Origin of the sequence: Cupriavidus basilensis, assembly GCF_008801925.2 — a bacterium.
GTDB lineage: Bacteria > Pseudomonadota > Gammaproteobacteria > Burkholderiales > Burkholderiaceae > Cupriavidus > Cupriavidus basilensis.
Map to the genome: position 1 here is coordinate 579,620 of NZ_CP062803.1, position 23,390 is coordinate 603,009.

A 23,390-nucleotide genomic window follows, 5' to 3' on the forward strand; every position below is an offset into this window, starting at 1 on the left:
CTTGGCTTCCTTAATGCGCGCCGGGCACGGCGCGCTGACGCAGGGTTTGTAAGCTGTGTAACCGCGCGTAAGCCCACCCGTAAGCCGCAAGCCTTGCGCACCATGGCGGGGCGCCGCGGCCGTGGCGGGCATCCACGGCGCAGTCCACGTCACCTGTGGCGCCGGGGCTGCACCGTCCCGGGCAATTTCCGCGCGACGGCGGGTTTTTTTCTCGCCGCGCGGCAGGCGTCGTTATAATCCGCGTTTTGATTCGGCTACGACCGCAGGCTAGCTCAGCCACCCTTGCGGCCCCGACCGATGAATTGGACTCCGGGCAGGCTGGCCGCAAATCCCGCCTCACCGGCAACCGGTTTCTCGCCGCAAGGGCACTTTGGGATAGGGCAGCAGCATGCTGATCTGGTTCGTCATCATCTATTGGGTCATCTCCGTCGGCATTGGCCTGTGGGCCGCGCTGCGCGTGCGCAACGCCACCGACTTCGCGGTCGCCGGCCGCAGCCTGCCGTTCTATATCGTCACCGCCACCGTGTTCGCCACATGGTTTGGCTCGGAGACGGTGCTCGGCATCCCCGCGGTCTTCCTCAAGGAAGGCTTGTCCGGGGTGGTGTCCGATCCTTTCGGTTCCTCGCTGTGCCTGATCCTGGTCGGCCTGTTCTTTGCGCGCCCGCTGTACCGGATGAACCTGCTCACCATCGGCGATTACTATCACAATCGCTACGGGCGGCTGGCCGAGGTGCTGACCACGCTGTGCATCGTGATGTCCTACCTGGGCTGGGTCGCCGCGCAGATCAAGGCGCTCGGGCTGGTGTTCTTCACCGTCTCGGACGGCGCGCTGTCGCAGGAAACCGGCATGATGATCGGGGCCGCCAGCGTGCTGGTGTACACCCTGTTCGGCGGCATGTGGGCCGTGGCGGTGACCGACTTCCTCCAGATGATCATCATCGTGATCGGGATGCTGTATATCGGCTATGAAGTCAGCGGCCAGGCCGGCGGCGTGGCCGCGGTGGTGTCGCATGCGGCGGCGGCCGGCAAGTTCGAATTCCTGCCTTCGCTGGACCTGATCCAGATCATCGGCTTCGCGGCCGCGCTGTTCACCATGATGCTGGGATCGATCCCGCAGCAGGATGTCTTCCAGCGCGTGACCTCGTCGCGCACCGAGAAGATTGCCGGGCGCGCTTCGGTGCTGGGCGGCGTGCTTTACTTCTGCTTTGCCTTCATCCCGATGTTCCTGGCCTATTCGGCCACCATGATCGACCCGGAGATGGTGCAGAAGTACATCGACACCGATTCGCAGCTGATCCTGCCCAAGCTGATCCTGACGCACGCGCCCATGTTCGCTCAGGTGATGTTCTTCGGCGCGCTGCTGTCCGCCATCAAGAGCTGTGCCTCGGCGACGCTGCTGGCACCGTCGGTCACCTTTGCCGAGAATATCCTGCGGCCCTATTTCCGCCATCTCGACGACCGCCGCTTCCTGCGCGTGATGCAGGCCGTGGTGCTGGTGTTCGCCGTGATGGTGACGTTGTTCGCGCTGAACTCGCATCTGTCCATTTTCCATATGGTGGAAAATGCATATAAGGTCACTTTGGTGTCGTCATTCGTCCCGCTGGCCTTTGGCATGTTCTGGAAGCCGGCCACGCGCCAGGGCGGCCTTGCCGCGATCATCCTCGGCTTGGTTTCCTGGCTGTGCTGCGAAATCGCCTTCGCCGACGCGGCGGTGCCGCCGCAGATGGTCGGCCTGCTGGTTTCCATCGGCGGCATGGTGTTCGGCTCGCTGCTGCCGCAGTGGATCAATGACCATCCGCGCGTCAAGGAAGTCCATCTGGCCTGAGCGTTGCGGGCATCCGGCGGCTCACGCGTGGCTTCGAAGGCATTTTCGGCTCTTTTTCCGCCGGCCCGGCGTTCTCAGAACGGTTTATAATTCAAGGCTTTGCACCGCAAGGCGCGCGCACGGGAGTGGCAACTTCCCGCTCGGCGCGGCCATGCGGTTCCATCCAATTTCCGTTCCAGACTCCTAGCGGAGAGCCACTATGCCGATCTATGCCTATCGTTGCGACGCCTGCGGCCACGGGCGCGATGTGCTGCAGAAAATGAGCGATGCGCCGCTCACCGACTGCACATCCTGCGGCGCGAAGGGCACGTTCAAGAAACAACTGACCGCCGCGGGCTTCCAGCTCAAGGGGTCGGGCTGGTACGTCACCGATTTCCGCGGTGGCAACAGCGGCACGTCCGCTGCGCCCGCCACGGCGGCCGCGGGCAGCGCCACCGAGGGCAAGAGCGACGCAGCTGCACCGGCCTCGTCCGGTGCAGCCACGGATTCCTCCAGCACCGTCAGCACGGCGCCGACCAGTACTGCCGGCGGTTCCGGCAGTGCCGTCGCCAGCCATTGAAGGCAGAACGCACCGTGCCGGCGAAGAAGACTTCCGCCCTCAAGACCTGGTTCCTCACCGGGCTGTTGGTGCTGGTGCCGCTGGGCATCACGCTGTGGGTGTTGAACCTGGTCATCAGCACCATGGACCAGAGCCTGGCGCTGCTGCCTGAAGCCTGGCAGCCGGTCCAGCTGTTCAAGGTGCGCATCCCGGGCCTGGGCGCCATCCTGACGGTGGTGTTCATCCTGCTGGTCGGCCTGCTGACCCACAACTTCATCGGCCAGCGCCTGGTGCGCTGGTGGGAAGCGCTGCTGCGCCATATCCCGGTGGTCGGGCCGATCTACACCAGCGTCAAGCAGGTCTCGGATACGCTGCTCTCGTCGTCCGGCAATGCCTTTCGCAAGGCGCTGCTGGTGCAGTACCCGCGTGAGGGCTCGTGGACCATCGCATTCCTCACCGGCCGTCCCGGCGGCGATGTGCAGAATCACCTGCAGGGCGAGTATGTCAGCGTCTACGTGCCGACCACGCCTAATCCGACCTCGGGCTTCTTCCTGATGATGCCCAAGGCCGATACCATCGAACTCGACATGACCGTCGACGCCGCGCTGAAGTACATCGTCTCGATGGGCGTGGTGGCGCCGACCGAGCTGCCGCGCAAGAGCGGTTCGGTGCGCGCCGGCGAGGCGGAGGCAGAAGCCCTCGCCGAGTCCGCCGGCTCATCGCATTCAAATTGATCGCCGGCCGCATCGGCGGCCGCGTTATTCCGGGAATTCTCTTATGTCCTCCATGCGTACTCACTATTGCGGTCTTGTGACCGAACAACTGTCGGGCCAAGAAGTGGCTCTCACCGGCTGGGTGCAGCGTCGCCGCGATCACGGTGGCGTGATCTTCATCGACCTGCGCGACCGCGAAGGCCTGGTGCAGGTGGTTTGCGATCCCGATCGTCCCGAGATGTTCAAGGCTGCCGAAGAGATCCGCAACGAGTTCTGCGTGCGCATCACCGGCAAGGTGCGCCCGCGCCCGGCCGGCACAGAGAACGCCAACCTGACCTCCGGCAAGATCGAGGTGCTGTGCCATGAGCTGACCGTGCTCAACCCGTCGGTCACGCCCCCGTTCCAGCTCGACGACGACAACCTGTCCGAGACCACCCGCCTGACGCACCGCGTGCTGGACCTGCGCCGCCCGCAGATGCAGTACAACCTGCGCCTGCGCTACAAGGTGGCCATGGAAGTGCGCAAGTACCTGGACGCGCAAGGCTTCATCGACATCGAGACCCCGATGCTGGGCAAGAGCACGCCCGAAGGCGCGCGGGACTACCTGGTGCCGTCGCGGACCAACCCGGGCCACTTCTTCGCGTTGCCGCAATCGCCGCAGATCTTCAAGCAGATGCTGATGGTGTCGGGCTTCGACCGCTACTACCAGATCACCAAGTGCTTCCGCGACGAGGACCTGCGTGCCGACCGCCAGCCCGAGTTCACGCAGATCGACTGCGAGACCTCGTTCCTGAACGAGCAGGAGATCCGCGACCTGTTCGAGGACATGATGCGCACGGTGTTCAAGAACGCCATCGACGTCGACCTGGACGCCAGCTTCCCCGTGATGGAATTCCGCGAGGCCATGGCCCGCTTCGGTTCGGACAAGCCCGACCTGCGCGTCAAGCTCGAGTTCACCGAACTGACCGACGCCATGAAGGACGTCGACTTCAAGGTGTTCTCCGGCCCCGCCAACAGCGAGAACGGCCGCGTGGTCGGCCTGTGCGTGCCGGGCGGAGCCGCCATCTCGCGCAGCGAGATCGATGCTTACACCCAGTTCGTCGCCATCTATGGCGCCAAGGGCCTGGCCTGGATCAAGGTCAACGAAGTGGCCAAGGGCCGCGACGGCTTGCAATCGCCGATCGTCAAGAACCTGCACGACGCGGCCATCGCCGAGATCCTGAAGCGCACCGGCGCCAAGGACGGCGACATCATCTTCTTCGGCGCGGACAAGGCCAAGGTCGTCAACGACGCCATCGGCGGCCTGCGCCTGAAGATCGGGCACTCCGAGTTCGGCAAGACCCATGGCCTGTTCGAGGACGTGTGGAAGCCGCTGTGGGTGATCGACTTCCCGATGTTCGAGTACGACGAGGAAGATGCCCGCTGGGTCGCCATGCACCACCCGTTCACCAGCCCCAAGGACGAGCACCTGCAATACCTGGAAACCGATCCGGGCAAGTGCATCGCCAAGGCTTATGACATGGTCCTGAACGGCTGGGAAATGGGCGGTGGCTCGGTGCGGATCTTCCGTGAGGACGTGCAAAGCAAGGTGTTCCGCGCCCTGAAGATCGGCGAGGAAGAAGCCCGTGCCAAGTTCGGCTACCTGCTGGACGCGCTGCAATACGGCGCGCCCCCGCACGGCGGCCTGGCCTTCGGCCTGGACCGCATCGTCACCATGATGGCCGGCGCCGATTCGATCCGCGACGTGATCGCCTTCCCCAAGACCCAGCGCGCGCAAGACCTGCTCACGCAAGCGCCGAGCGCGGTCGACGAGAAGCAACTGCGCGAGCTGCATATCCGCTTGCGTGCTGCGGAGCCGAAGACGGCCTGAGCCGGGGTTCGGACTGCTTGAAAGGGCCGCGCGACAGCGCGGCCTTTTTGCATTGGCGGCCGCGATACATGCCAGGTGCCACAGCCGGCACCCAATCCCTGGTTTCCAATTGTTACATCGCGGAACGAAGCCCTTTCCGTCCAGTCTTCTCCCTTTATAGCGCCAAGCCGCAAGCCCAATTCGAAGGCACGACGGCCGCGCGGGAGGATTTTGCCGTGCACCTGGATGTAGAACTGATTCGCCAGTTTTTACTGGCCCATGCCGAGACCATCCTCACCTGGCTGGCGGCCGGGCTGGTGATGATGCTGCTGGCGCGTTTCGAGCTGCGGCGCGCGGTGCGCCGCTCGGCGGTGGCCATGTCGGAGTCTGTCGCGACCACGGTGGCGGCCTGTGTGCCGGATATCGCGCATGCTGCGATATCCGGCGGCGTTGGGGGCGTGCCGATGCTGGAGCCGGTGGAGATGCAGCGCGCCGAAGCCCTGCGCCGGGTGGCGCTGGATACGGTGGGCACCGTCATGGCGCGCGGGCGCTGGCTGGAGGACCTCGGCAACCTGAGGCTGCCCGATGACGCCTTGCTGCCGGGCAGCCGCGCGGGCGGCGCGGATCCGTTGCTGGTGGTGGCGCCGCAGCCGGTGGTGCAGGCTTACCTGACGGCCCAGCGCAGCTTCGATGAGTACGTCGTGAAGCTGCGCGACGAGCGTCGCGAAGCGCTGCGGCTGCAGGACGGCTTGCAGGCGCTGGCCGCGGAGGCCACGCATATCGAACAGGAAACTGGCAGCATCGTGATGCGCTTCGAGCAGGTCAATGCACAGGCCGCCCAAGGTGTGGAAGCCGGAGACTACCAGCGCTTCCTGATCCAGAAGTACAACACGCTCGGCGTGCGCGAAAAAGAGATCGCGCACGAGCGCGCGCAGTTGCAGGCGCAGGTGCAGCAATGCGCGGACCGCCTGGCCGCGCATGCGCAGGTGGCTTCGCGCGAGTACACGCGCGCGCTGACCCCGTTGATGCAGCAACTGCGCGCCGCGTGGGGCCACGGCGACTCGCCGGGCGTATTCGAGACCTGGCTGCGCGAGACGCCGGCGCCATCCAGCGTCCATGCAGCATGAATGGGCCTGGGCAGCAAGATCGTCATGTCCGCCATGGCCGCCATGTTTCCCATGGCGCCCGGGCGCATCTGCGGTAAGCTTGGGGACGCCGTTTGTCCAATCCCCATGTCCTACAAAATCCCTGAATCCGTCTTGGTTGTGATCCACACGCCAGACCTGCAAGTGCTGTTGATCGAGCGCGCCGACCGGCCGGGCTACTGGCAGTCGGTTACCGGCAGCCTGGACACGCCCGACGAGCCGCTGGCGCTGACGGCCGCGCGCGAGGTGGCCGAGGAAACCGGCCTGATCGCCGCCGAGCACCAGCTGGACGACTGGAACCACACCATCGAGTACGAAATCTACCCGCAGTGGCGCCACCGCTACGCACCGGGCGTAACACGCAACACCGAGCACTGGTTTGGCCTGCGTGTCGCGCAGCCGCTGCCGGTGACGCTGGCGCCGCGCGAGCACTTGCAGTATCAGTGGCTACCGTGGCGGGAGGCCGCTGCGCTTTGCTTCTCGACCAGCAATGCCGAGGCGGTGCTGCAGTTGGGCTGGCGGGTGCGGGGGCAGCGTGCGGCCTGCGGAGCGGACCTATGAGGCTGCGCGTCGTCACCTACAACATTCACAAAGGCGTGACCGGCATCAAGGGCAAGTCGCGTATCCATAACGTGCGCGATGGCCTGCACGTGGTGAATGCCGACATCGTCTTCCTGCAGGAGGTGCAGGATCGCAATGACCGCCTGGTGGCGGCCGCCTTGTTCGACCCGGATTACACCCAGCTCAACTATTTGGCGACCGACGCGTATCCGCATTCGGTCTACGGCCGCAATGCGGTGTACGACCATGGGCACCACGGCAATGCCATCCTGTCGCGCCACCCGATCCTGATGTCGGAAAACCTCGACATTTCCGATCATCGCTTCGAGCAGCGCGGCCTGCTGCACGCGGTGGCGGATATGAACGGGGTCGAGGCCCACCTGATCTGCGTGCATTTCGGCTTGTTCGCGCGCAGCCGCGCGCGCCAGGCAGAAGCACTGGTCAAGCGGGTGCAGGATGTGGTGCCAGCCGATGCGCCGCTGGTGATCGCGGGGGATTTCAATGACTGGAACCACCGGCTCGACAACCTGATCTGCAACACGCTTGGGGCGACGGAGGTGTCCTCCGCGGGGGGCGCGCGGCTGCACACCTTTCCCAGCCACATGCCCTGGTGGCAACTCGACCGCATCTATGTGCGCGGCTTCGAGATCGAGCACGCCAGCGCGCTGACCGGCCGCGACTGGGCCCAACGCTCCGACCACGTGCCATTGATGGCGGAGCTTGCGCGCATTGCCGTACCGGAGCGGCCGGTTGTCCACAAGGCCAAGGCAGGCACGATTTCCTGAGGGCAATCTTCAGGCGCCCATTTTCTCCAGCATGACGTCGACAAAGCAGGCCTGCTTGGGCAGCGGCCGTGGGTCGCGCGGATAAAGCAGGTGGACCGGCCTTGGCGCTGGCATGGCGTCTTCCAGCAACGGGACCAGCAGCCCGGCGGCTATGTCTGCGGCCAGCAGCACTTCCGGCTGCATCACCACCCCACAGCCAGCTAGCGCCGCGCGCCGCAGCGCCTGGCCGTTGTTGGCCGCCAGCGGCGCCGATGACATGGACGCCGCGCCGTCCTCGGGGGCCGGCCACCCCATGCCTTGCGGCCACAACAAATGATTCAGGCAGCGGTGCCCGGCCAGCTCTGCGAGCGTGCGCGGGTGGCCCGCTTGCGCGAGGTAGGCCGGCGCCGCGCAGATCGCCATGCGATACGGCCGCAATGGCCGCGCCACCAGATGGTCGGAGCTGGCCAGTGCGCCGATGCGCACGGCGGCGTCGAAACCGTCGGCAATCAGGTCGGTGAAAGCGTCGTCGAGCACCAGTTCCACGGTGACTTCCGGGTAGCGCAGCAGGTAGGCCGATACCGCTTCGGCGACCGCCGTCTCCCCCAACGTCACCGGCGCGGTCACGCGCAGGCGGCCGCGTGGCTGGCTGTGCAGGCGTTCGGCCACGGTCTCCGCATTGCGCACGCGCTCCAGGATCTGCCGGCATTCCTCCAGGAACAGGTGGCCGGCTTCGGTCAGGCTCTGGCGGCGTGTGCTGCGTTGCAGCAGGCGCACGCCCAGATGCCGCTCCAGCTGGCCGACATGCTTGCCTACCATGACCGCCGACAGGCCAAGTGCATCGGCGCAGGCGCTGAAGCTGCCGGCTTCGGCAGCGGCGGCAAACACTTCCATGCTGCGCAGCTTGTCCATGGATTGCTAATTAAAAATTAGGGATGCGCGAAATCCTAGCCCATTTATCCCTCTTGAATCCACTTTCACAATGCATTCCTGATGGCAGCAGAAGGAATGCCGTCTTCCTAAACAACCAGAAGCAAGGGGAATGCGATGAAGATTGTTGTGATCGGAGCCAGCGGAACGCTCGGGCAGGCGGTTGTACAGAACCTGTCGGCTCGCCACGACGTAGTGCGGGTCGGCAAGTCGCGCGGCGATCATCGGGTCGACCTGACCCGGCCAGAATCCGTGCAGGCCTTGTTCGACGCGACCGGCCGGGTCGACGCCATCGTCGCCACGACCGGAAGCCTGTTTTTCGGGCCACTCGCGCAGATGCGGGCCGAAGACTTCGAAATCGGGCTGCGGGACAAGTTGCTCGGGCAGGTGCGGCTGGCGCTGGTTGGCCAGCATTTCCTGAACGATGGCGGCTCGATCACGCTCACCAGCGGCATTGTCGGCAGCGAGCCGATCCGCATGGGCGCCAATGCCGGCAGCGTCAATGCGGCGCTGGAGGGGTTCGTGCGCAGCGCGGCGCCCGAACTGGAGCGCGGCCTGCGCATCAATGTGGTCAGCCCGACGGTAGTGCAGGAGTCATGGCCCGCGTACGGCGATTTCTTCCCTGGCTTTGAGCCGGTGCCGGCGGCGCGCGTCGCGCTGGCCTTCCAGCGCAGCGTGGAAGGGCCGCGCAGCGGGCATGTCTATCGGGTCTGGTGAGGCTGCGCCAAGGCGGCGGCCAGCGCGGGCGTGAGTTCGAGCGCGCTGTCGCGGATGAGCTGGCAGATCGCGTCAAGGTCCGCCAGGTCCAGCACGGGCAAGGCGGTGAGCGCGGCCACCGCCTGCGGCTGGTCGCTGGCGACGGCCATGATGCTCGGCACTTCCGGCCATAGCGGCGGCCTGCCCAGGTCCGGGCGGAACACTTCCAGCTTGGGGAAATCGCTGCGCTTGTAACCTTCCACCAGCACCAGGTCCGTGTCGGTGGGCAGCACGGCCAGCGCATCGGCCAGCTCAGGCGAGGCCTCGGTCTCGGGATAGTGGCGCATCAGCGTGAGGTGTCGCGCGCCCACCAGCACGACATTGGCGCAGCCGGCCTGGCGCATGCGCCAGGAGTCCTTGCCTGGCGTGTCCGGGTCAAAGCCATGGTGGGTGTGCTTGACGCCGGCCACGCGCAGGCCGGCGGCGGCGAAGCGCGGGATCACTTGATCCAGCAACGTGGTCTTGCCGCTGCCGGATGCACCGGAGATGCCAAAAACCTTCACGATGTCGGGGCTTGCGAGGGGATGAAGCGGCGACGATAGCAGAGAAAGCGCGCCGTGGCGCGCATGGCCCCACACGCTGTGTGCGCCGCGCGCGTCGCCTGGCGCACGCACAGGACATCGGCGTGCCTGATAATGTGGCTCATGTCATCGATTCCGCCCCCACGCCCGCCCAGTGTGCCGCCTACCGGGCTCACCGCGAGCCGCGACGATGCCCGCGCAAGCGCGCCGCGGCATGCCGGCCCACTGCGCTCCGAATGGCGCCGCGGCAGGCCTCTGGGCGGCAACGCGATCCGTTTGCTGCGCGGCGGCAATGCGTTCTTCCCGGCCTTGGTCGCCGCGATTGACCAAGCTGTATTCTCGGTATCGCTAGAGACCTACATTTACGCCGACGACGCGGTCGGTGCGGCGGTGAGCGACGCGCTGATCAGTGCCGCCGGGCGGGGCGTGGCCGTGCACCTGGTGGTGGACGGTTTCGGCGCCGGCGACATGCCGGCCGGGCTTGCCGAGCGCCTGCGCGAGGGCGGGGCGTGCCTCAAGATCTTCCGTCCGCTGCGCCGCTTCAGCCTGGCGCGGCGCAACCTGCGCCGGCTGCACCGCAAGCTGGCAGTGATCGACCAGCAGATCGGCTTTGTTGGCGGCATCAACATCATCGACGACCACAACCATGGGCCCTTCGAGAGCGCCGGGCTCGGCCCCCGCTACGACTTCGCGGTGGAGGTGCGGGGCCCGCTGGTCAACCAGATCGCGCTGACCGCCGAGCGCCTGTGGTGGCAGCTATCGCTGCGCGGCGAAATGCGCAGCGTTGGCCTGGCGGGGGTGGCGGCGGAGTTTCCGCTGATCACCGACCTGCCGCTGCCGCGCCAGGACCAGGCCGGCGGCATGCGCGCCGCGCTGCTGCTGCGCGACAACCTGCGCAACCGGCGCACGATCGAACGCGAGTACCTGCAGGCGTTGGGCGGTGCGCGCCGGGAAGTGATCATTGCCAACGCCTACTTCCTGCCTGGGCACAAGATGCGCCGTGCGCTGCTGGCGTGCCGCAAGCGCGGCGTGCGCGTGCGGCTGTTGCTCCAGGGCAGGGTCGAGTACCGTTTGCAGCACTATGCAACCCATTCGCTTTATGCGACCTTGCTCGGCGCCGGCGTGGAAATCTACGAATACGCCGATAGTTTCCTGCACGCCAAGGTGGCCGTGGTCGACGATGCCTGGGCCACGGTGGGCTCCAGCAACATGGACCCGTTCAGCCTGCTGCTGGCCCGCGAGGCCAATGTCGCGGTCTATGACGGCGCGTTTTGCGCCGAGCTGCGCCAAGAGCTGGAGCATGCCATTGCCTCGCGCAGCATCGAGGTCAAGGCCGCCACGCATGCGCGCCGTTCGGCGGTGCGCCGGATGGCGAGCTGGGCCGCCTATATGGTGCTGCGTGTCGGCGTGATCATCGCCGGCGTGACAGGGCGCTACTGATCGCGGGACAATGCCGGGTGGGGCGATGCTGCCGTGCATCACGCGCGGCAGCAATGACCGCTATCTCGCTGCGCCGCGGCATGTTGCGGCGCGGGAGCGCGGGCGCTGCGTTTAGAAACCCCGATCTAATTAAAAGCTTGCTGCCAGCGGGCGCGATCACAATAATCTGAACGGTCGTTCTTTTTTGCCTTAGACTGCGTGCATTCGGGTCTGCCAGGCGGTGAAGCAGCCAGCCGGGCAGCGAAAAAAAATGCATTACGTCAGGGTCATAGGCGGCGCGATCCGTATCGCGCCGCGAAGAACGGAGAAAAAATCATGCGACACCAGTCAGCTCGTCTCGAATCCGCCACATCCGCGTCCCCCGCGCCCATGCGCAAGGGGGAAATGACGCGCGTGGCCATTCTGGATGCCGCGCTGGAATTGTCGTCCCGCGACGGGCTCGAAGGCTTGACCATCGGGCTGCTCGCGGAACGCATGCAGATGAGCAAAAGCGGCGTGTTCGCGCATTTCGGTTCGCGCGAGGACTTGCAGGTGGAAGTGGTGCGCGAGTATCACCGCCGGTTCGAGCAGGAGGTTTTCTATCCCTCGCTGCACGAGCCGCGTGGCCTGCCGCGCCTGCAGTCCATGGTGCGCCGCTGGATGGAAAAGCGCATCCAGGAAGTGACCACTGGATGCATCTACATCAGCGGGGCGGTGGAGTACGACGACCGCGCGGAAAGCCCGGTGCGTGACGAACTCGTCAAGAGCGTCACCATCTGGCGCGCCGCGCTGACGCGCGCCATCGACCAGGCACGGGAAGAGGGGCACCTGCGCGCGGATTGCGATCCGCGCCTGATGCTGTTTGAAATGTACAGCCTTGAACTAGGCTTGCATCATGACGCCCGATTCCTGCGCTTGCCCGCGAGTGCCGAGCTTGCCATGGTCGCGCTCAATAAACTGATTCAGTCCTACCGTACCTGACGCCGCCGCGGCGTCCCGTGCCGGATCGTGCACGGGCGGCGTAGCGGCTTTGCAAACCTCCAAGGAGTCTTTGATGGGCCAGTACACCGCACCGTTGCGCGACATGCAGTTCGTGCTCCATGAATTGCTCGGCGTGGAAGCCGAACTCAAGGCGCTGCCGAAGCACGCCGACGTTGACGCGGACACCATCAACCAGGTGCTTGAGGAAGCCGGCAAGTTCTGCTCCGAGGTCGTGTTCCCGCTCAACCAGAGCGGCGACCGCGAGGGCTGTACCTACGTCGGCGACGGCGTGGTGACGGCGCCCAAAGGCTTCAAGGAAGCGTACAAGCAATACGTGGAAGCCGGCTGGCCGGCACTGGGCTGCGACCCCGAATACGGCGGCCAGGGCCTGCCTATCCTGGTCAACAACGCCCTGTACGAGATGCTGAACTCGGCCAACCAGGCGTGGACCATGTACCCCGGCCTGTCGCACGGCGCGTACGAAGCGCTGCACGCGCACGGCACGCCCGAGCTGCAGAAGGTCTACCTGCCCAAGCTGGTCTCCGGCGAATGGACCGGCACCATGTGCCTGACCGAGCCGCACTGCGGCACCGACCTGGGCATCCTGCGCAGCAAGGCCGAGCCGCAGGCCGATGGCTCCTACACCATTACCGGCACCAAGATCTTCATCTCGGCCGGCGAGCACGATCTCTCCGCCAACATCATCCACCTGGTGCTGGCACGGCTGCCGGATGCGCCGCAGGGCACCAAGGGCATCTCGCTGTTCGTGGTGCCGAAGTTCATCCCCGATGCGAGCGGCAACCCGGGCGAGCGCAATGGCATCAAGTGCGGCTCGATCGAGCACAAGATGGGCATCCACGGCAACGCCACCTGCGTGATGAACCTGGACGGCGCGCGCGGCTGGATGGTGGGCGAGCCCAACAAGGGCCTGAACGCCATGTTCGTGATGATGAACGCCGCCCGCCTGGGCGTGGGCATGCAAGGCCTCGGGCTGACCGAAGTGGCCTACCAGAACTCGCTGGCGTATGCCAAGGACCGCCTGCAGATGCGCGCGCTGACCGGTCCCAAGGCACCGGACAAGCCGGCCGACCCGATCATCGTGCACCCGGACGTGCGCCGCATGCTGCTGACGCAGAAGGCCTTTGCCGAAGGCGGCCGTGCGTTCAGCTACTGGACCGCGCTGCAGATCGACCGCGAACTGTCGCACCCGGACGAGTCCGTGCGCAAGGAAGCGGGCGACCTGGTTGCGTTGCTCACGCCCGTGATCAAGGCTTTCCTGACCGATAACGCGTTCACCGCCACCAACGAAGGCATGCAGGTGTTCGGCGGCCACGGCTACATCGCCGAGTGGGGCATGGAGCAGTATGTGCGCGACGCGCGCATCAACATGATCTACGAAGGCACCAACACCATCCAGGCGCTGGACCTGCTGGGCCGCAAGATCCTGGGCGACATGGGCGCCAAGATGAAGGCGTTTGGCAAGATCGTGCAAGCGTTCGTCGAGGAAGAGGGCACCAACGAAGCCATGCAGGAGTTCGTCAACCCGCTGGCCGACCTGGGCGACAAGGTGCAGAAGCTCACCATGGAAATCGGCATGAAGGCCATGGGCAACCCCGACGAAGTCGGCGCTGCTGCCGTGCCTTACCTGCGCGTGGTGGGCCACCTGGTGTTCTCGTACTTCTGGGCCCGCATGGCCAAGATCGCGCTGGAGAAGGAAGCCAGCGGCGACAAGTTCTACACGACCAAGCTGGCGACCGCACGCTTTTACTTTGCCAAGCTGCTGCCGGAGACGGCATCGCAGATCCGCATGGCACGCGCTGGTTCGGCCACGCTGATGGCGCTGGACGCGGATCTGTTCTGATCGGATTGTTTGTCCTGAATTAATGCGGTTGTCTTAGCGCGGGCGCAAGCTGTTTGCTACGGCGATGCCGATGCCGATGCCGATGGTGTGCTCCCCTCTCCCGCAAGCGGGAGAGGGGAGCACACCGGCAGCAGCAGAAACAGCAGCAACACCAGCGCCACGCGGCGCCAACCCACCTCATCTCAACGCTCACTTTCCTAGGAGCGCGCATGTCCAATTTCATCGTCAAGAAGGTCGCCGTGCTAGGTGCCGGCGTCATGGGGGCGCAGATCGCCGCCCATCTCGTCAACGCCCGCGTGCCCGTGGTGCTGTTCGACCTGCCGGCCAAGGAAGGCCCCAAGAACGGCATCTCGCTGCGAGCCATCGAGAACCTGAAGAAACTCTCGCCGGCACCGCTGGGCATCAAGGACGAAGCCGGCCTGATCCAGACCGCCAACTACGAGGACGACCTCGCGCTGCTCAAGGAGTGCGACGTGGTGATCGAGGCCATCGCCGAGCGCATGGACTGGAAGCACGACCTGTACAAGAAGGTCGCGCCGCACCTGGCATCGCACGCGATCTTCGCCACCAACACCTCGGGCCTGTCGATCACCGCGCTGTCCGATGGTTTCGACGCGGACCTGAAGTCGCGCTTTTGCGGCGTGCACTTCTTCAACCCGCCGCGCTACATGCACCTGGTGGAACTGATCCCGACCGCCACCACGCAGCCCGCGATCCTGGACCGCCTGGAAACCTTCCTGACCTCCACGCTCGGCAAGGGCGTGGTGCGCGCCAAGGACACACCGAACTTCATCGCCAACCGCGTTGGCATCTTCTCGATCCTGGCGGTGTTCGCGGAAGCCGAGAAGTACGGCATCCCCTTTGACGTGGTCGACGACCTGACCGGCGCCAAGCTGGGCCGCGCCAAGTCCGCCACCTTCCGCACTGCCGACGTGGTGGGCCTGGACACCATGGCCCACGTGATCAAGACCATGCAGGACACCCTGCTGGATGATCCGTTTGCGCCTGTGTACAAGACGCCCGCCGTGCTCAAGGGGCTGGTGGACGCGGGCGCATTGGGCCAGAAGACCGGCGCCGGCTTCTACAAGAAGGAAGGCAAGGCCATCAAGGTGCTGGACCCCAAGACGGGCCAATACGTCGACTCGGGCAAGAAGGCCGACGAGATCGTGGTGCGCATGCTGAAGAAGGAGCCGGCCGAGCGCATCAAGCTGCTGCGCGAATCCACCAACCCGCAGGCGCAATTCCTGTGGGCGGTGTTTCGCGACGTGTTCCACTACATCGGCGTCTACCTGGAGCAGATCGCCGGCTCCGCCGCCGATATCGACCTGGCGATCCGCTGGGGCTTCGGCTGGAACTCCGGCCCCTTCGAGGACTGGCAATCGGCCGGCTGGAAGCAGGTGGCCGAGTGGGTGAAGGAAGACATCGAAGCCGGCAAGGGCCTGGCCAACGTGGCGCTGCCCGCATGGGTCTTCGAAGGCCCGGTGGCCGAGAACCAGGGCGTGCATGGCGCGCAGGGTTCGTGGTCGCCCGCCACGCAAGCCTTCGTGCAGCGCAATGCGTTGCCGGTGTACGAGCGCCAGGTGTTCCGCGCCGCGGTCAAGGGCACCGCAGCAACCGATCCGCGCAAGGCTGGCCGCACCGTGGAAGAAAACGATGCGGTACGCATCTGGGTGAGCGAGGGCCAGGACGATGTGCTGGTGGTTTCGTTCAAGAGCAAGATGAACACCATCGGCCCGGACGTGATCGATGGCCTGACGCGCGCCATCGACCTGGCGGAAGCCGAGTACAAGGGCCTGGTCGTGTGGCAGCCGACGTCGCTGCAACTGGGCGCGCCGGGCGGCCCGTTCTCCGCGGGCGCCAACCTGGAAGCCGCGATGCCGGCCTTCATGATGGGCGGCGCCAAGGGCATCGAGCCCTTCGTCAAGAAATTCCAGGACGGCATGATGCGGGTGAAGTATTCCGCAGTGCCAGTGGTGGCGGCGGCATCCGGCATCGCGCTGGGCGGCGGCTGTGAGCTGATGCTGCATTCGGCCAAGCGCGTGGCCGCGCTGGAAACCTATATCGGCCTGGTGGAAGTGGGCGTGGGCCTGGTGCCGGCCGGTGGCGGGCTGAAGGAAGCGGCCCTGGCGGCTGCACGCGCGGCACAAGCCGCTGGCAGCACCAACTACCTGCAGTTCCTCACCAACCGCTTCCAGGCAGCCGCCATGGCGAAGGTTTCGGCTTCGGCGCTGGACGCGCAGAAGATGGGCTACCTGCAGCCGTCGGACACCATCGTGTTCAACGTGCATGAGCTGCTCTACGTGGCGCAGAACGAAGTGCGCGCGCTGTCCAACGCTGGCTACCGCGCCCCGGTACCGGGCACGCTGGTGCCGGTGGCGGGCCGCTCGGGCATTGCCACCATCAAGGCGTCGCTGGCCAATATGCGCGACGGCGGCTTCATCTCCGCGCACGACTTCCTGATTGCCAGCCGCATTGCCGAGGCAGTGTGCGGCGGCGACGTGGAAGCCGGCTCGCTGGTCAGCGAGGAATGGCTGCTGGCGCTGGAACGCAAGGCCTTTGTCGACCTGCTCGGCACGGGCAAGACCCAGGAACGCATCATGGGCATGCTGCAGACCGGCAAGCCGGTGCGCAACTAAGGCAAGCGAGGAACCGACATCATGAAACAACTGCAAGACGCATACATCGTTGCCGCGACCCGCACGCCGATCGGCAAGGCTCCCAAGGGCGCGTTCAAGAACACCCGCCCGGACGACCTGCTGGCCACCATCCTGCGCGCGGCCGTGGCGCAGGTGCCTAACCTCGATCCCGGGCTGATCGAAGACGCCATCGTTGGCTGCGCCATCCCCGAGGCGCAGCAGGGCCTGAACGTCGCGCGCATCGGCGCGCTGTTGTCGGGCCTGCCGAACACCGTGGGCGGCATCACCGTCAACCGCTTCTGCGCCTCTGGCCTGTCTGCCGTGGCCATGGCTGCTGACCGCATCCGCGTGGGCGAGTCCGACGTGATGATCGCCGCCGGCGTGGAATCCATGAGCATGGTGCCGATGATGGGCAATTCGCCGTCGATGTCGCCGGCAATCTTCGAGCGCGACGAGAACATCGGCATCGCCTACGGCATGGGCCTGACCGCCGAGAAGGTGGCGCAGAAGTGGCAGGTCAGCCGCGAAGACCAGGATGCTTTCTCGCTCGCTTCGCACCAGAAGGCGATCCGCGCGCAGCAGGCGGGCGACTTCAAGGACGAAATCACCCCGATCGAGATCGTCGAGAAGTTCCCCAACCTGGCCAGCGGCCAGGTCGACGTGAAGACACGCACCATCTCGCTGGACGAAGGCCCGCGTCCGGAGACCTCGATCGAAGGCCTGGGCAAGCTGCGCCCGGTGTTTGCCAACAAGGGCAGCGTCACCGCCGGCAACAGCTCGCAGACTTCGGATGGCGCTGGCGCGCTGATCCTGGTTTCGGAAAAGATCCTCAAGCAGTTCAACCTGGTGCCGCTGGCGCGCTTCGTGTCGTTCGCGGTGCGCGGCGTGCCGCCCGAGATCATGGGCATCGGCCCCAAGGAAGCGATTCCCGCGGCGCTCAAGGCAGCCGGCCTCACGCAGGACCAGATGGACTGGATCGAGCTGAACGAAGCCTTCGCCGCGCAGTCGCTGGCGGTGATGCGCGACCTGCAGCTGGACCCGGCCAAGGTCAACCAGATGGGCGGCGCGATTGCACTGGGCCACCCGCTGGGCGCCACTGGCGCGATCCGTTCGGCCACCGTGGTGCATGCGCTGCGCCGTAACAACCTGAAGTACGGCATGGTCACCATGTGCGTCGGCACCGGCATGGGCGCGGCAGGTATTTTCGAGCGCGTCTAAACGCGCCGCGGGGCAGGCAGCCTGAGCGCCATGTGCGTTCGTGCTGCCTGCCCCGACTCTCGATCAGGTGAAGAAAGCAGTGCCATCACAAGGAGACAGCTGCCGCCTCGATGCGGCTCACCTGACCGGGAGGAAACAACAAGATGCAGGAGACACTTATCCTGGCCGACGCCGCGTGCGATATGCCGCGCGCGCTGATGGCCGAACTCGGCGTGCGCACGGTGCCGTTCCGCATTCGCGCGGGCGACCGCTTTGTGGCCGACGTGCGTGACGAGCCAGCCTTGCCGTCGCTGTACGAGCAGTATCTGGTCGGCAAGCAGGACCACTACGCCGAATCCGTTCCCTTGCTCGAACGTGAGATCGAAGATCATCTGCTCAAGCATGTGGTGACCTCGTGCGACCGCGCGCTGCTGCTCACCATCGCCAGCAGCCGCAGCAAGCTGTATGCGCATGCCACGGGCGCTGTGGTTGGCACCGTGGCCAAGAGCTTCAAGGCACGCAAGGATGCGGGGCGCACGGGGTTGTTCGAGCTGACGGTGATCGATACCGGCGCGATCGGCCCGGGCCAGGCGCTGATCGTGCGCGAGGCAGCGCGCCTGCTGGGCGGCGGCGCCAACGCGCAAACGGTGGTGCAGGCCGTGGAGACACGCCTGCGTGACGCCGCGCATATGTTCCTGGTGCCTGACGAGTTGCTCTACATGTACACGCGGGCCAGGCACAAGGGCGAGAACAGCATCACCTGGGGCCGCTACATGCTCGGCAGCGCGTTCAATATCCGCCCCGTCGTGCATATGCATCGCGGCCAGACCGAGCCGGTGGCCAAGGCGCGCGGCGCGGATGAAGGCATGCGCCGTGTGATGGCGCATGCGGAGCAGTGCATTCGCAGCGGCCGCTTGCTGAGTCCTGCGGTCGCACTGAGCTATGCCGGGCCGCCCGGGGCGATTCAAGCGTTGCCTGCCTATCAGTCGCTCGCACGCACCGCGCAGCAGCATGACGTGGCCCTGATGCTGGCGCCGATGAGCTTGACGGTGGCGCTCAACGTCGGCGCAAAGGCGTTCGGGATGAGCTATCTTTGCGAGAATCCGCCGGCGTTCGAATGAACGGCTTTCGGCACGGCGCACAAGTCAACCAAGCAGTAAGGAGAAGACGATTTCATGAGCATCCTGACCACCATCGAGCAAGGCATCCTGACCCTTGAGTTCGATCGCCTCGACAAGAAGAACGCCATCACGGCGGCGATGTACCAGGCCATGGCCGATGCGCTGCGCGCGGCCGATGCCGACCCTGCCGTGCGCGTGATCGTGATCCGCGGCAAGCCGGAAGTGTTCACCGCGGGCAATGACCTGGAAGACTTCATGCAGCGTCCGCCGACCGCGGGCGAGGGTGACCAGCCGGCGCCGGTATTCCAGTTCCTGCAGCAGATCAGCCAGGCCAGCAAGCCGCTGGTGGCTGCGGTAAGCGGCCCGGCGGTGGGCGTGGGCACCACCATGCTGCTGCATTGCGACCTGGTCTATGTCTCCGAGACGGCCAAGCTGTCGCTGCCGTTCGTGCAACTGGGCCTGTGCCCGGAGGCGGCATCGAGCATGCTGTTGCCGCGCCTGCTGGGCCACCAGCGCGCTGCCGAGAAACTGATGCTGGGTGAGCCGTTCAGCGCGCAGGAAGCGCTACAGATTGGCCTGGCCACGCGCGTGCTGCCGGTGGCGGAGCTCAACGAGTTCGTGCACCAGCAGGCGCGCAAGCTAGCCGCGCTGCCGGCCTCGTCGCTGAGGGAAACCAAGCGCCTGATGAAGGGCGGCGACAAGGCGGCCGTGCAGGCAAAGATGGCGGAGGAGGGCGAAGTGTTCCGGCGCATGCTGCAGGCGCCGGAAGCCAAGGAGGCGTTCAAGGCGTTCTTCGAGAAGCGCCGCCCGGACTTCTCGCGCTTCAGTTGAGCCTGCGGGCGTCCCTGGCCGATACGGCGGATGGGCCGCCCCCGCCGCTGCCGCGATTTGTGCGGCATCAAGGCCGAGGCCAGGGTTAGGGCGTCGCCCATTCGCGCAGCAGATTGTGGTAGACGCCGGTGAGGCGCACCACGGTGGCATGTCCATGGCCAAGTGCATGCCCGATTTCCTGGATGGCGGTGTCCAGGTCGAACAGGAGGCCGCGCTGGCGAGCGTCCCGCAGCAGGCTCTGGATCCAGAAGAACGCGCATAGCCGCGTGCCGCGGGTCACCGGGCTGACACGGTGCAGGCTGGAAGCCGGATACAGGATCATGTCGCCGGCGGGAAGCTTGACCGAGTGCGTCCCATAGGTATCTTCGACGATCAGTTCGCCGCCGTCGTAGTCGTCGGGACCGCACAGGAAGAGTGTGGCCGAGATGTCCGTGCGGATACAGTCCGAGCCGTCCGGAAGGTAGCGGATGGCATTGTCCACATGCGTGCCGAAGGATTGTCCGCCCGCATAGGCGTTGAACATCTTGGGGTAGATCCTGGCCGGCAGCGCCGCCGAGAAGAACAGGGGATGGCGCCGCAAGGCCTGCTCGACCATCGCGGCGATGTGCTTGCCCTGCGGCGAGTCGTGCGGCAATTGCAGATTGTCCTTGGCGAGGGAGGACTGGAATCCTGCGGTCGCCTTGCCGTCGGCCCAGTTGGCCTGCGCCAGCAGGCTTACGCTTTCCCGCACCTGTTCCGGCGTCAGAACGCCGGGTATGTGAATCATCATTTGGCTGACCCCGGCGCGTCGCGTTAGAAGGCGTAGACGACCGACAGCACCGCGAACCGGCCATCGCCATATTCGATCGCGGACGAGCGCGATGCGCTGCCAAGCGTCTGGCGCACCCGTTCCACATAGGCCTTGTTGAACAGGTTGTCGATGTTGAGCTGGAACTTGAGACTCTTGTTCGGTGCATAGCCGAGCATGGCGTTGTGCACCAGGTAGGCACCAAGCGTGCCGTCTCCCACCGATGTCACATTGCGCCTGCCGATAAAGCGCGCGCCGTAGCCCAGCGTCCAGCCTGCCGGCAACTGGTAGGTGGTCCACAGGCTGAAGGAGTGCGCCGGTGTGTTGGCCAGCGCCTTGCCTTCGCGCTCGGGCAGCGACAGTGACTTGTGTGTCTTGCTGTTCAGGTAAGTGTAGTTGGCGAAAACGTCCCAGTTCGGCGTCACCTTGCCAGCCGCGCCCAGCTCGACGCCGCGCACGCGCTGCTCGCCGGCCAGCGCATAGCTGCCATCGGAGAGGCGTTCGCGCGTGTTGTCCTTGTCGACCTGGAACAGCGCCGCGTTCAGCCCCAGGCGCCGCTCGCTGAACTCCCATTTGCTGCCGAGCTCATAGGTTTTGTTTTTCTCGGGCGCCAGTCCCCCCGTGGCCTTGTTCACGCCCGAGCCGGTACTGACCAGGAACTCGGCGGACGGGTTGAAGGAGGTGCCGTAGGCGAAATAGATCCTGCCATTGTCCGTGGGTTTGAACACCAGGCCCGCCCGGCTGCTGAGCTGGTTGGTGGTGCTGTCCGCGCGGTCGGTCGCCTTGCCCAGCGGCGTGCTCTCGGCACTGCCATCGATCCAGTCGTAGCGCAGACCGAGGTTCAGGTCCCAGTGCTTGTCCAGGGCGATGGTGTCAAGCGCGTACAGCGCCTTGACGTCCAGCCACGTCTTGTTGCGCGCGCTGTCGAGCCGGTCGGTGGGCGCGCTCCAGTAGCCGGGCGGGCTGGAGAGATCGAATCCGTTGGCGGGATAGTAATTGGCGAGATTGTAGGAATAGGTGGTCCGGTCGTAAGTCTCGCGCGAGATCTCGAAGCCACTGACCAGGGTGTGCCCCAGTCCCAGGGTGGCGAAGCGGCTGGTCAGGTTGGTCTGGTTGATCCACAGCTCGGTGGCCGCGTCGCGGCCATAGCCCTGGGGTCCTGCCGGCAGGTAGCGGCCCGGCGGCAGCCCTGCCTGCTTCACGTGCGAGGCCGAGATCACGGTGTCGCGGTGCAGGTGCGCATAGCGGGTCAGGTTCTGCAGCTTGAGGCTGTCGTTGAATTCGTGTTCGAACCTGACGGTGGCTGCGTCGGTGGTGATGTTCTCCCGGTCCACGTTGCGCCAGCCGAAGTAGCCGTGGCGGCTGACGCCCGCGAGCGGCTGGCCGTTCAGCGCCGGCACGCCGTAGTCGGGCAGGTTGTCGTCGCTCTGGTGGAAATAGCTCAGCGTGAGGCGTGTCGGCGATTGCATGCCGAAGGTGATCGACGGCGCGATGCCCCAGCGGCGGCGTTCGAGGACTTCGCGCCCCGGCACGTTGTTTTCGTGCGCCATCAGGTTCAGGCGGACGACTGCTGCGGGCCCGTCCCACGGCAGCGGCTGGTTGGTATCCAGGGTCAGGCGGTGGAAGCTGGCCGTGCCGAGCCCGCCGCCGACGTGCGTGAACCTGTCCGCCTTGGGTTGCTTGCTGATCATGTTGATGCTGCCGCCGGTGGTACCGGCGCCGCCGAAGACCGAATTGGGCCCCTTGATCACCTCGACCGCTTCGAGGTTGAAGAGGTCGGAACGGTTGTTCTGCCCGCTGTCGCGCAAACCGTCGATCTGCATGTTCGCGTTGGCGCTGAAGCCGCGGATATTGATGCTGTCGCCGGAGCCGCCGCCGCCCTCGCCGGCGTTGAAGGTGATGCCCGAAACGTTGGAAAGCGCTTGCCGCAAGCTCAGGGCGCTCTGCTCCTCCAGCACGTGCTGCGGCACCACCGTGATGGTCTGGGGCGTATCGAGCAGCGGTGCCGCGTATTTGGCCGAGCCGGAGGCTTCAACCTTGGCGCTGGGTGCTTGCGTTCCCGTGACCGTGACTGGCGCCAGTTCGATGGGTTTGCCTTGCCGTTGCAGATCGTCTGCCAGGACTGGTGTGGTGCAGGCCGCGGCCAGGACGACGGAAGCGAGAGGGCGCCGTGGCGGCAGCGCGGCAGACCTGATGTACGAACGCATGCAACTCTCCTTAAATAAAAATGATAATCATTCTCATTTAAGGGTGTGAGGCGAGCCGAAACAATCGGAAACGGCTGCATGTGTGTGCGGAAATTTCCGATTCTTCTCACGCCGGCGCCCTGCCGGGAATGCCTGACAGGGGAGCCGGCTTCAGGCGGCCGCTTATATCGCTGGCAACACCCGCGGTTGCCTTGTGTCGTCCGTCGCCACATAGGTCAGGGTGGCTTCGGTTACCTTGACGATCTCGTTGCTGTGGCGCATGCGTTGTGCATAGACCTCCACCGATACGGTGATCGAGGTGCGGCCCGTCTTCTCGATATCGGCGTAGAAACTCACCAGGTCGCCGACAAAGACCGGATGCTTGAACAGGAAGGAGTTCACCGCCACGGTGGCCACGCGGCCTTGGGCGCGCTCTACCGCCGGAATCGATCCGGCGATGTCCACCTGGGCCATGATCCAGCCTCCGAAGACGTCGCCATGCACATTGGCATCCGCCGGCATGGGGACCACGCGCAGTGCGGGATTCTTGCCAGGGGGCAGGCAGGGGAGGACGTTGGGTTGATTCATGATGGCTGCTTGATGAGGCTGGATAGGGTTGGGGCGGGGTAGCAAGGCTGCGGCGGGGTGCCGGCGCGCCGGTGCGCATGCCGGAGTGACCTTGCCGCCGTGCGGTCCGGGCGTCGAGGCGGTTCCGTGACGGGGATAAGCGGCGTGGCGCCGGCTAATTATGTCGATCTCTGCCACAATC

21 protein-coding genes are annotated in these 23,390 nt (G+C 65.6%); 15 read left to right on the plus strand and 6 right to left on the minus strand.

All coding sequences use genetic code 11. From position 1 onward, the window contains the following. Positions 1-388: 388 nt before the first annotated feature. From F7R26_RS02560 to F7R26_RS02590, 7 genes are all read left to right on the plus strand, one after another. Positions 389-1,825, plus strand: a complete 1,437-nt coding sequence (locus F7R26_RS02560) for a high affinity choline transporter 1 (protein ID WP_150987881.1) — start codon at positions 389-391, stop codon at positions 1,823-1,825. A 199-nt stretch (positions 1,826-2,024) separates the two neighbouring features. Continuing rightward, positions 2,025-2,384 (plus strand): FmdB family zinc ribbon protein, encoded by a 360-nt coding sequence (locus F7R26_RS02565; RefSeq protein ID WP_150987884.1) that lies wholly within the window; start codon positions 2,025-2,027, stop codon positions 2,382-2,384. Positions 2,385-2,398: 14 nt separating this feature from the next. Further along, the gene (locus F7R26_RS02570; protein ID WP_150987888.1) at positions 2,399-3,097 is read left to right on the plus strand and encodes a DUF502 domain-containing protein; all 699 of its coding nucleotides are present in this window, start codon (positions 2,399-2,401) and stop codon (positions 3,095-3,097) included. A gap of 43 nt (positions 3,098-3,140) precedes the next feature. Beyond that, positions 3,141-4,946: an aspartate--tRNA ligase gene (gene aspS / locus F7R26_RS02575; protein ID WP_150987891.1), complete on the plus strand. Its 1,806-nt coding sequence runs from the start codon at positions 3,141-3,143 to the stop codon at positions 4,944-4,946. 215 nt (positions 4,947-5,161) lie between these two features. Beyond that, a complete protein-coding gene (locus F7R26_RS02580; RefSeq protein ID WP_150987894.1) occupies positions 5,162-6,052 on the plus strand; it encodes a hypothetical protein in 891 nt (296 codons plus the stop codon). Between the two features lie 105 nt (positions 6,053-6,157). Continuing rightward, positions 6,158-6,631, plus strand: coding sequence for a dihydroneopterin triphosphate diphosphatase (nudB, locus tag F7R26_RS02585; RefSeq protein ID WP_150987898.1), 474 nt, complete (start codon positions 6,158-6,160; stop codon positions 6,629-6,631). Next, positions 6,628-7,416: an endonuclease/exonuclease/phosphatase family protein gene (locus F7R26_RS02590; RefSeq protein WP_150987901.1), complete on the plus strand. Its 789-nt coding sequence runs from the start codon at positions 6,628-6,630 to the stop codon at positions 7,414-7,416. Before nudB ends, F7R26_RS02590 begins: the two co-directional genes overlap by 4 nt. 9 nt (positions 7,417-7,425) lie before the next feature. Here the strand turns inward: F7R26_RS02590 and F7R26_RS02595 are convergent, their stop codons facing one another. Beyond that, positions 7,426-8,307, minus strand: a complete 882-nt coding sequence (locus F7R26_RS02595; RefSeq protein WP_150987904.1) for a LysR family transcriptional regulator — start codon at positions 8,305-8,307, stop codon at positions 7,426-7,428. 135 nt (positions 8,308-8,442) lie between these two features. Here F7R26_RS02595 and F7R26_RS02600 point away from each other — a divergent pair, with 135 nt between their 5' ends. Then, the gene (locus tag F7R26_RS02600; RefSeq protein WP_150987907.1) at positions 8,443-9,042 is read left to right on the plus strand and encodes a short chain dehydrogenase; all 600 of its coding nucleotides are present in this window, start codon (positions 8,443-8,445) and stop codon (positions 9,040-9,042) included. Here F7R26_RS02600 and mobB read toward each other — a convergent pair. Continuing rightward, positions 9,027-9,584 (minus strand): molybdopterin-guanine dinucleotide biosynthesis protein B, encoded by a 558-nt coding sequence (gene mobB / locus F7R26_RS02605; protein ID WP_150987910.1) that lies wholly within the window; start codon positions 9,582-9,584, stop codon positions 9,027-9,029. The two genes, F7R26_RS02600 and mobB, sit on opposite strands and share 16 nt — an antisense overlap. Next, positions 9,581-9,727, minus strand: a complete 147-nt coding sequence (locus tag F7R26_RS02610; protein WP_170301929.1) for a hypothetical protein — start codon at positions 9,725-9,727, stop codon at positions 9,581-9,583. Before F7R26_RS02610 ends, mobB begins: the two co-directional genes overlap by 4 nt. On the opposite strand from F7R26_RS02610, the gene clsB reads away from it, so the two are divergent. The 7 genes from clsB to F7R26_RS02645 all read left to right on the plus strand — a co-directional run bounded on the left by clsB (position 9,726) and on the right by F7R26_RS02645 (position 19,648). Beyond that, positions 9,726-11,042 carry a cardiolipin synthase ClsB gene (gene clsB / locus F7R26_RS02615; protein WP_150987912.1) on the plus strand — a complete coding sequence of 439 codons (1,317 nt, stop codon included), beginning with the start codon at positions 9,726-9,728 and terminating at the stop codon, positions 11,040-11,042. The genes F7R26_RS02610 and clsB overlap by 2 nt on opposite strands. 369 nt (positions 11,043-11,411) lie before the next feature. Then, positions 11,412-12,002 (plus strand): TetR/AcrR family transcriptional regulator, encoded by a 591-nt coding sequence (locus tag F7R26_RS02620; RefSeq protein WP_043343612.1) that lies wholly within the window; start codon positions 11,412-11,414, stop codon positions 12,000-12,002. A gap of 73 nt (positions 12,003-12,075) precedes the next feature. Next, positions 12,076-13,863: an acyl-CoA dehydrogenase C-terminal domain-containing protein gene (locus tag F7R26_RS02625; protein WP_150987914.1), complete on the plus strand. Its 1,788-nt coding sequence runs from the start codon at positions 12,076-12,078 to the stop codon at positions 13,861-13,863. Positions 13,864-14,072: 209 nt separating this feature from the next. Continuing rightward, positions 14,073-16,499 carry a 3-hydroxyacyl-CoA dehydrogenase/enoyl-CoA hydratase family protein gene (locus tag F7R26_RS02630; RefSeq protein ID WP_150987917.1) on the plus strand — a complete coding sequence of 809 codons (2,427 nt, stop codon included), beginning with the start codon at positions 14,073-14,075 and terminating at the stop codon, positions 16,497-16,499. A gap of 18 nt (positions 16,500-16,517) precedes the next feature. Continuing rightward, on the plus strand, positions 16,518-17,717 hold the full coding sequence (locus F7R26_RS02635) for an acetyl-CoA C-acyltransferase (protein WP_150987920.1): 1,200 nt from the start codon (positions 16,518-16,520) through the stop codon (positions 17,715-17,717). Positions 17,718-17,860: 143 nt separating this feature from the next. After that, complete coding sequence (locus F7R26_RS02640; RefSeq protein ID WP_150987923.1) at positions 17,861-18,817, plus strand: DegV family protein; 957 nt, start codon at positions 17,861-17,863, stop codon at positions 18,815-18,817. A 54-nt stretch (positions 18,818-18,871) separates the two neighbouring features. Further along, on the plus strand, positions 18,872-19,648 hold the full coding sequence (locus tag F7R26_RS02645) for an enoyl-CoA hydratase (RefSeq protein ID WP_150987926.1): 777 nt from the start codon (positions 18,872-18,874) through the stop codon (positions 19,646-19,648). 85 nt (positions 19,649-19,733) lie between these two features. Here F7R26_RS02645 and F7R26_RS02650 read toward each other — a convergent pair whose 3' ends face one another. The 3 genes from F7R26_RS02650 to F7R26_RS02660 form a co-directional block, all read right to left on the minus strand. Next, the gene (locus F7R26_RS02650; RefSeq protein ID WP_150987928.1) at positions 19,734-20,417 is read right to left on the minus strand and encodes a Fe2+-dependent dioxygenase; all 684 of its coding nucleotides are present in this window, start codon (positions 20,415-20,417) and stop codon (positions 19,734-19,736) included. Between the two features lie 23 nt (positions 20,418-20,440). Continuing rightward, positions 20,441-22,642 (minus strand): TonB-dependent receptor, encoded by a 2,202-nt coding sequence (locus tag F7R26_RS02655; protein WP_150987931.1) that lies wholly within the window; start codon positions 22,640-22,642, stop codon positions 20,441-20,443. A 162-nt stretch (positions 22,643-22,804) separates the two neighbouring features. Then, a complete protein-coding gene (locus tag F7R26_RS02660) occupies positions 22,805-23,209 on the minus strand; it encodes an acyl-CoA thioesterase (RefSeq protein WP_150987934.1) in 405 nt (134 codons plus the stop codon). Positions 23,210-23,390: the final 181 nt, after the last annotated feature.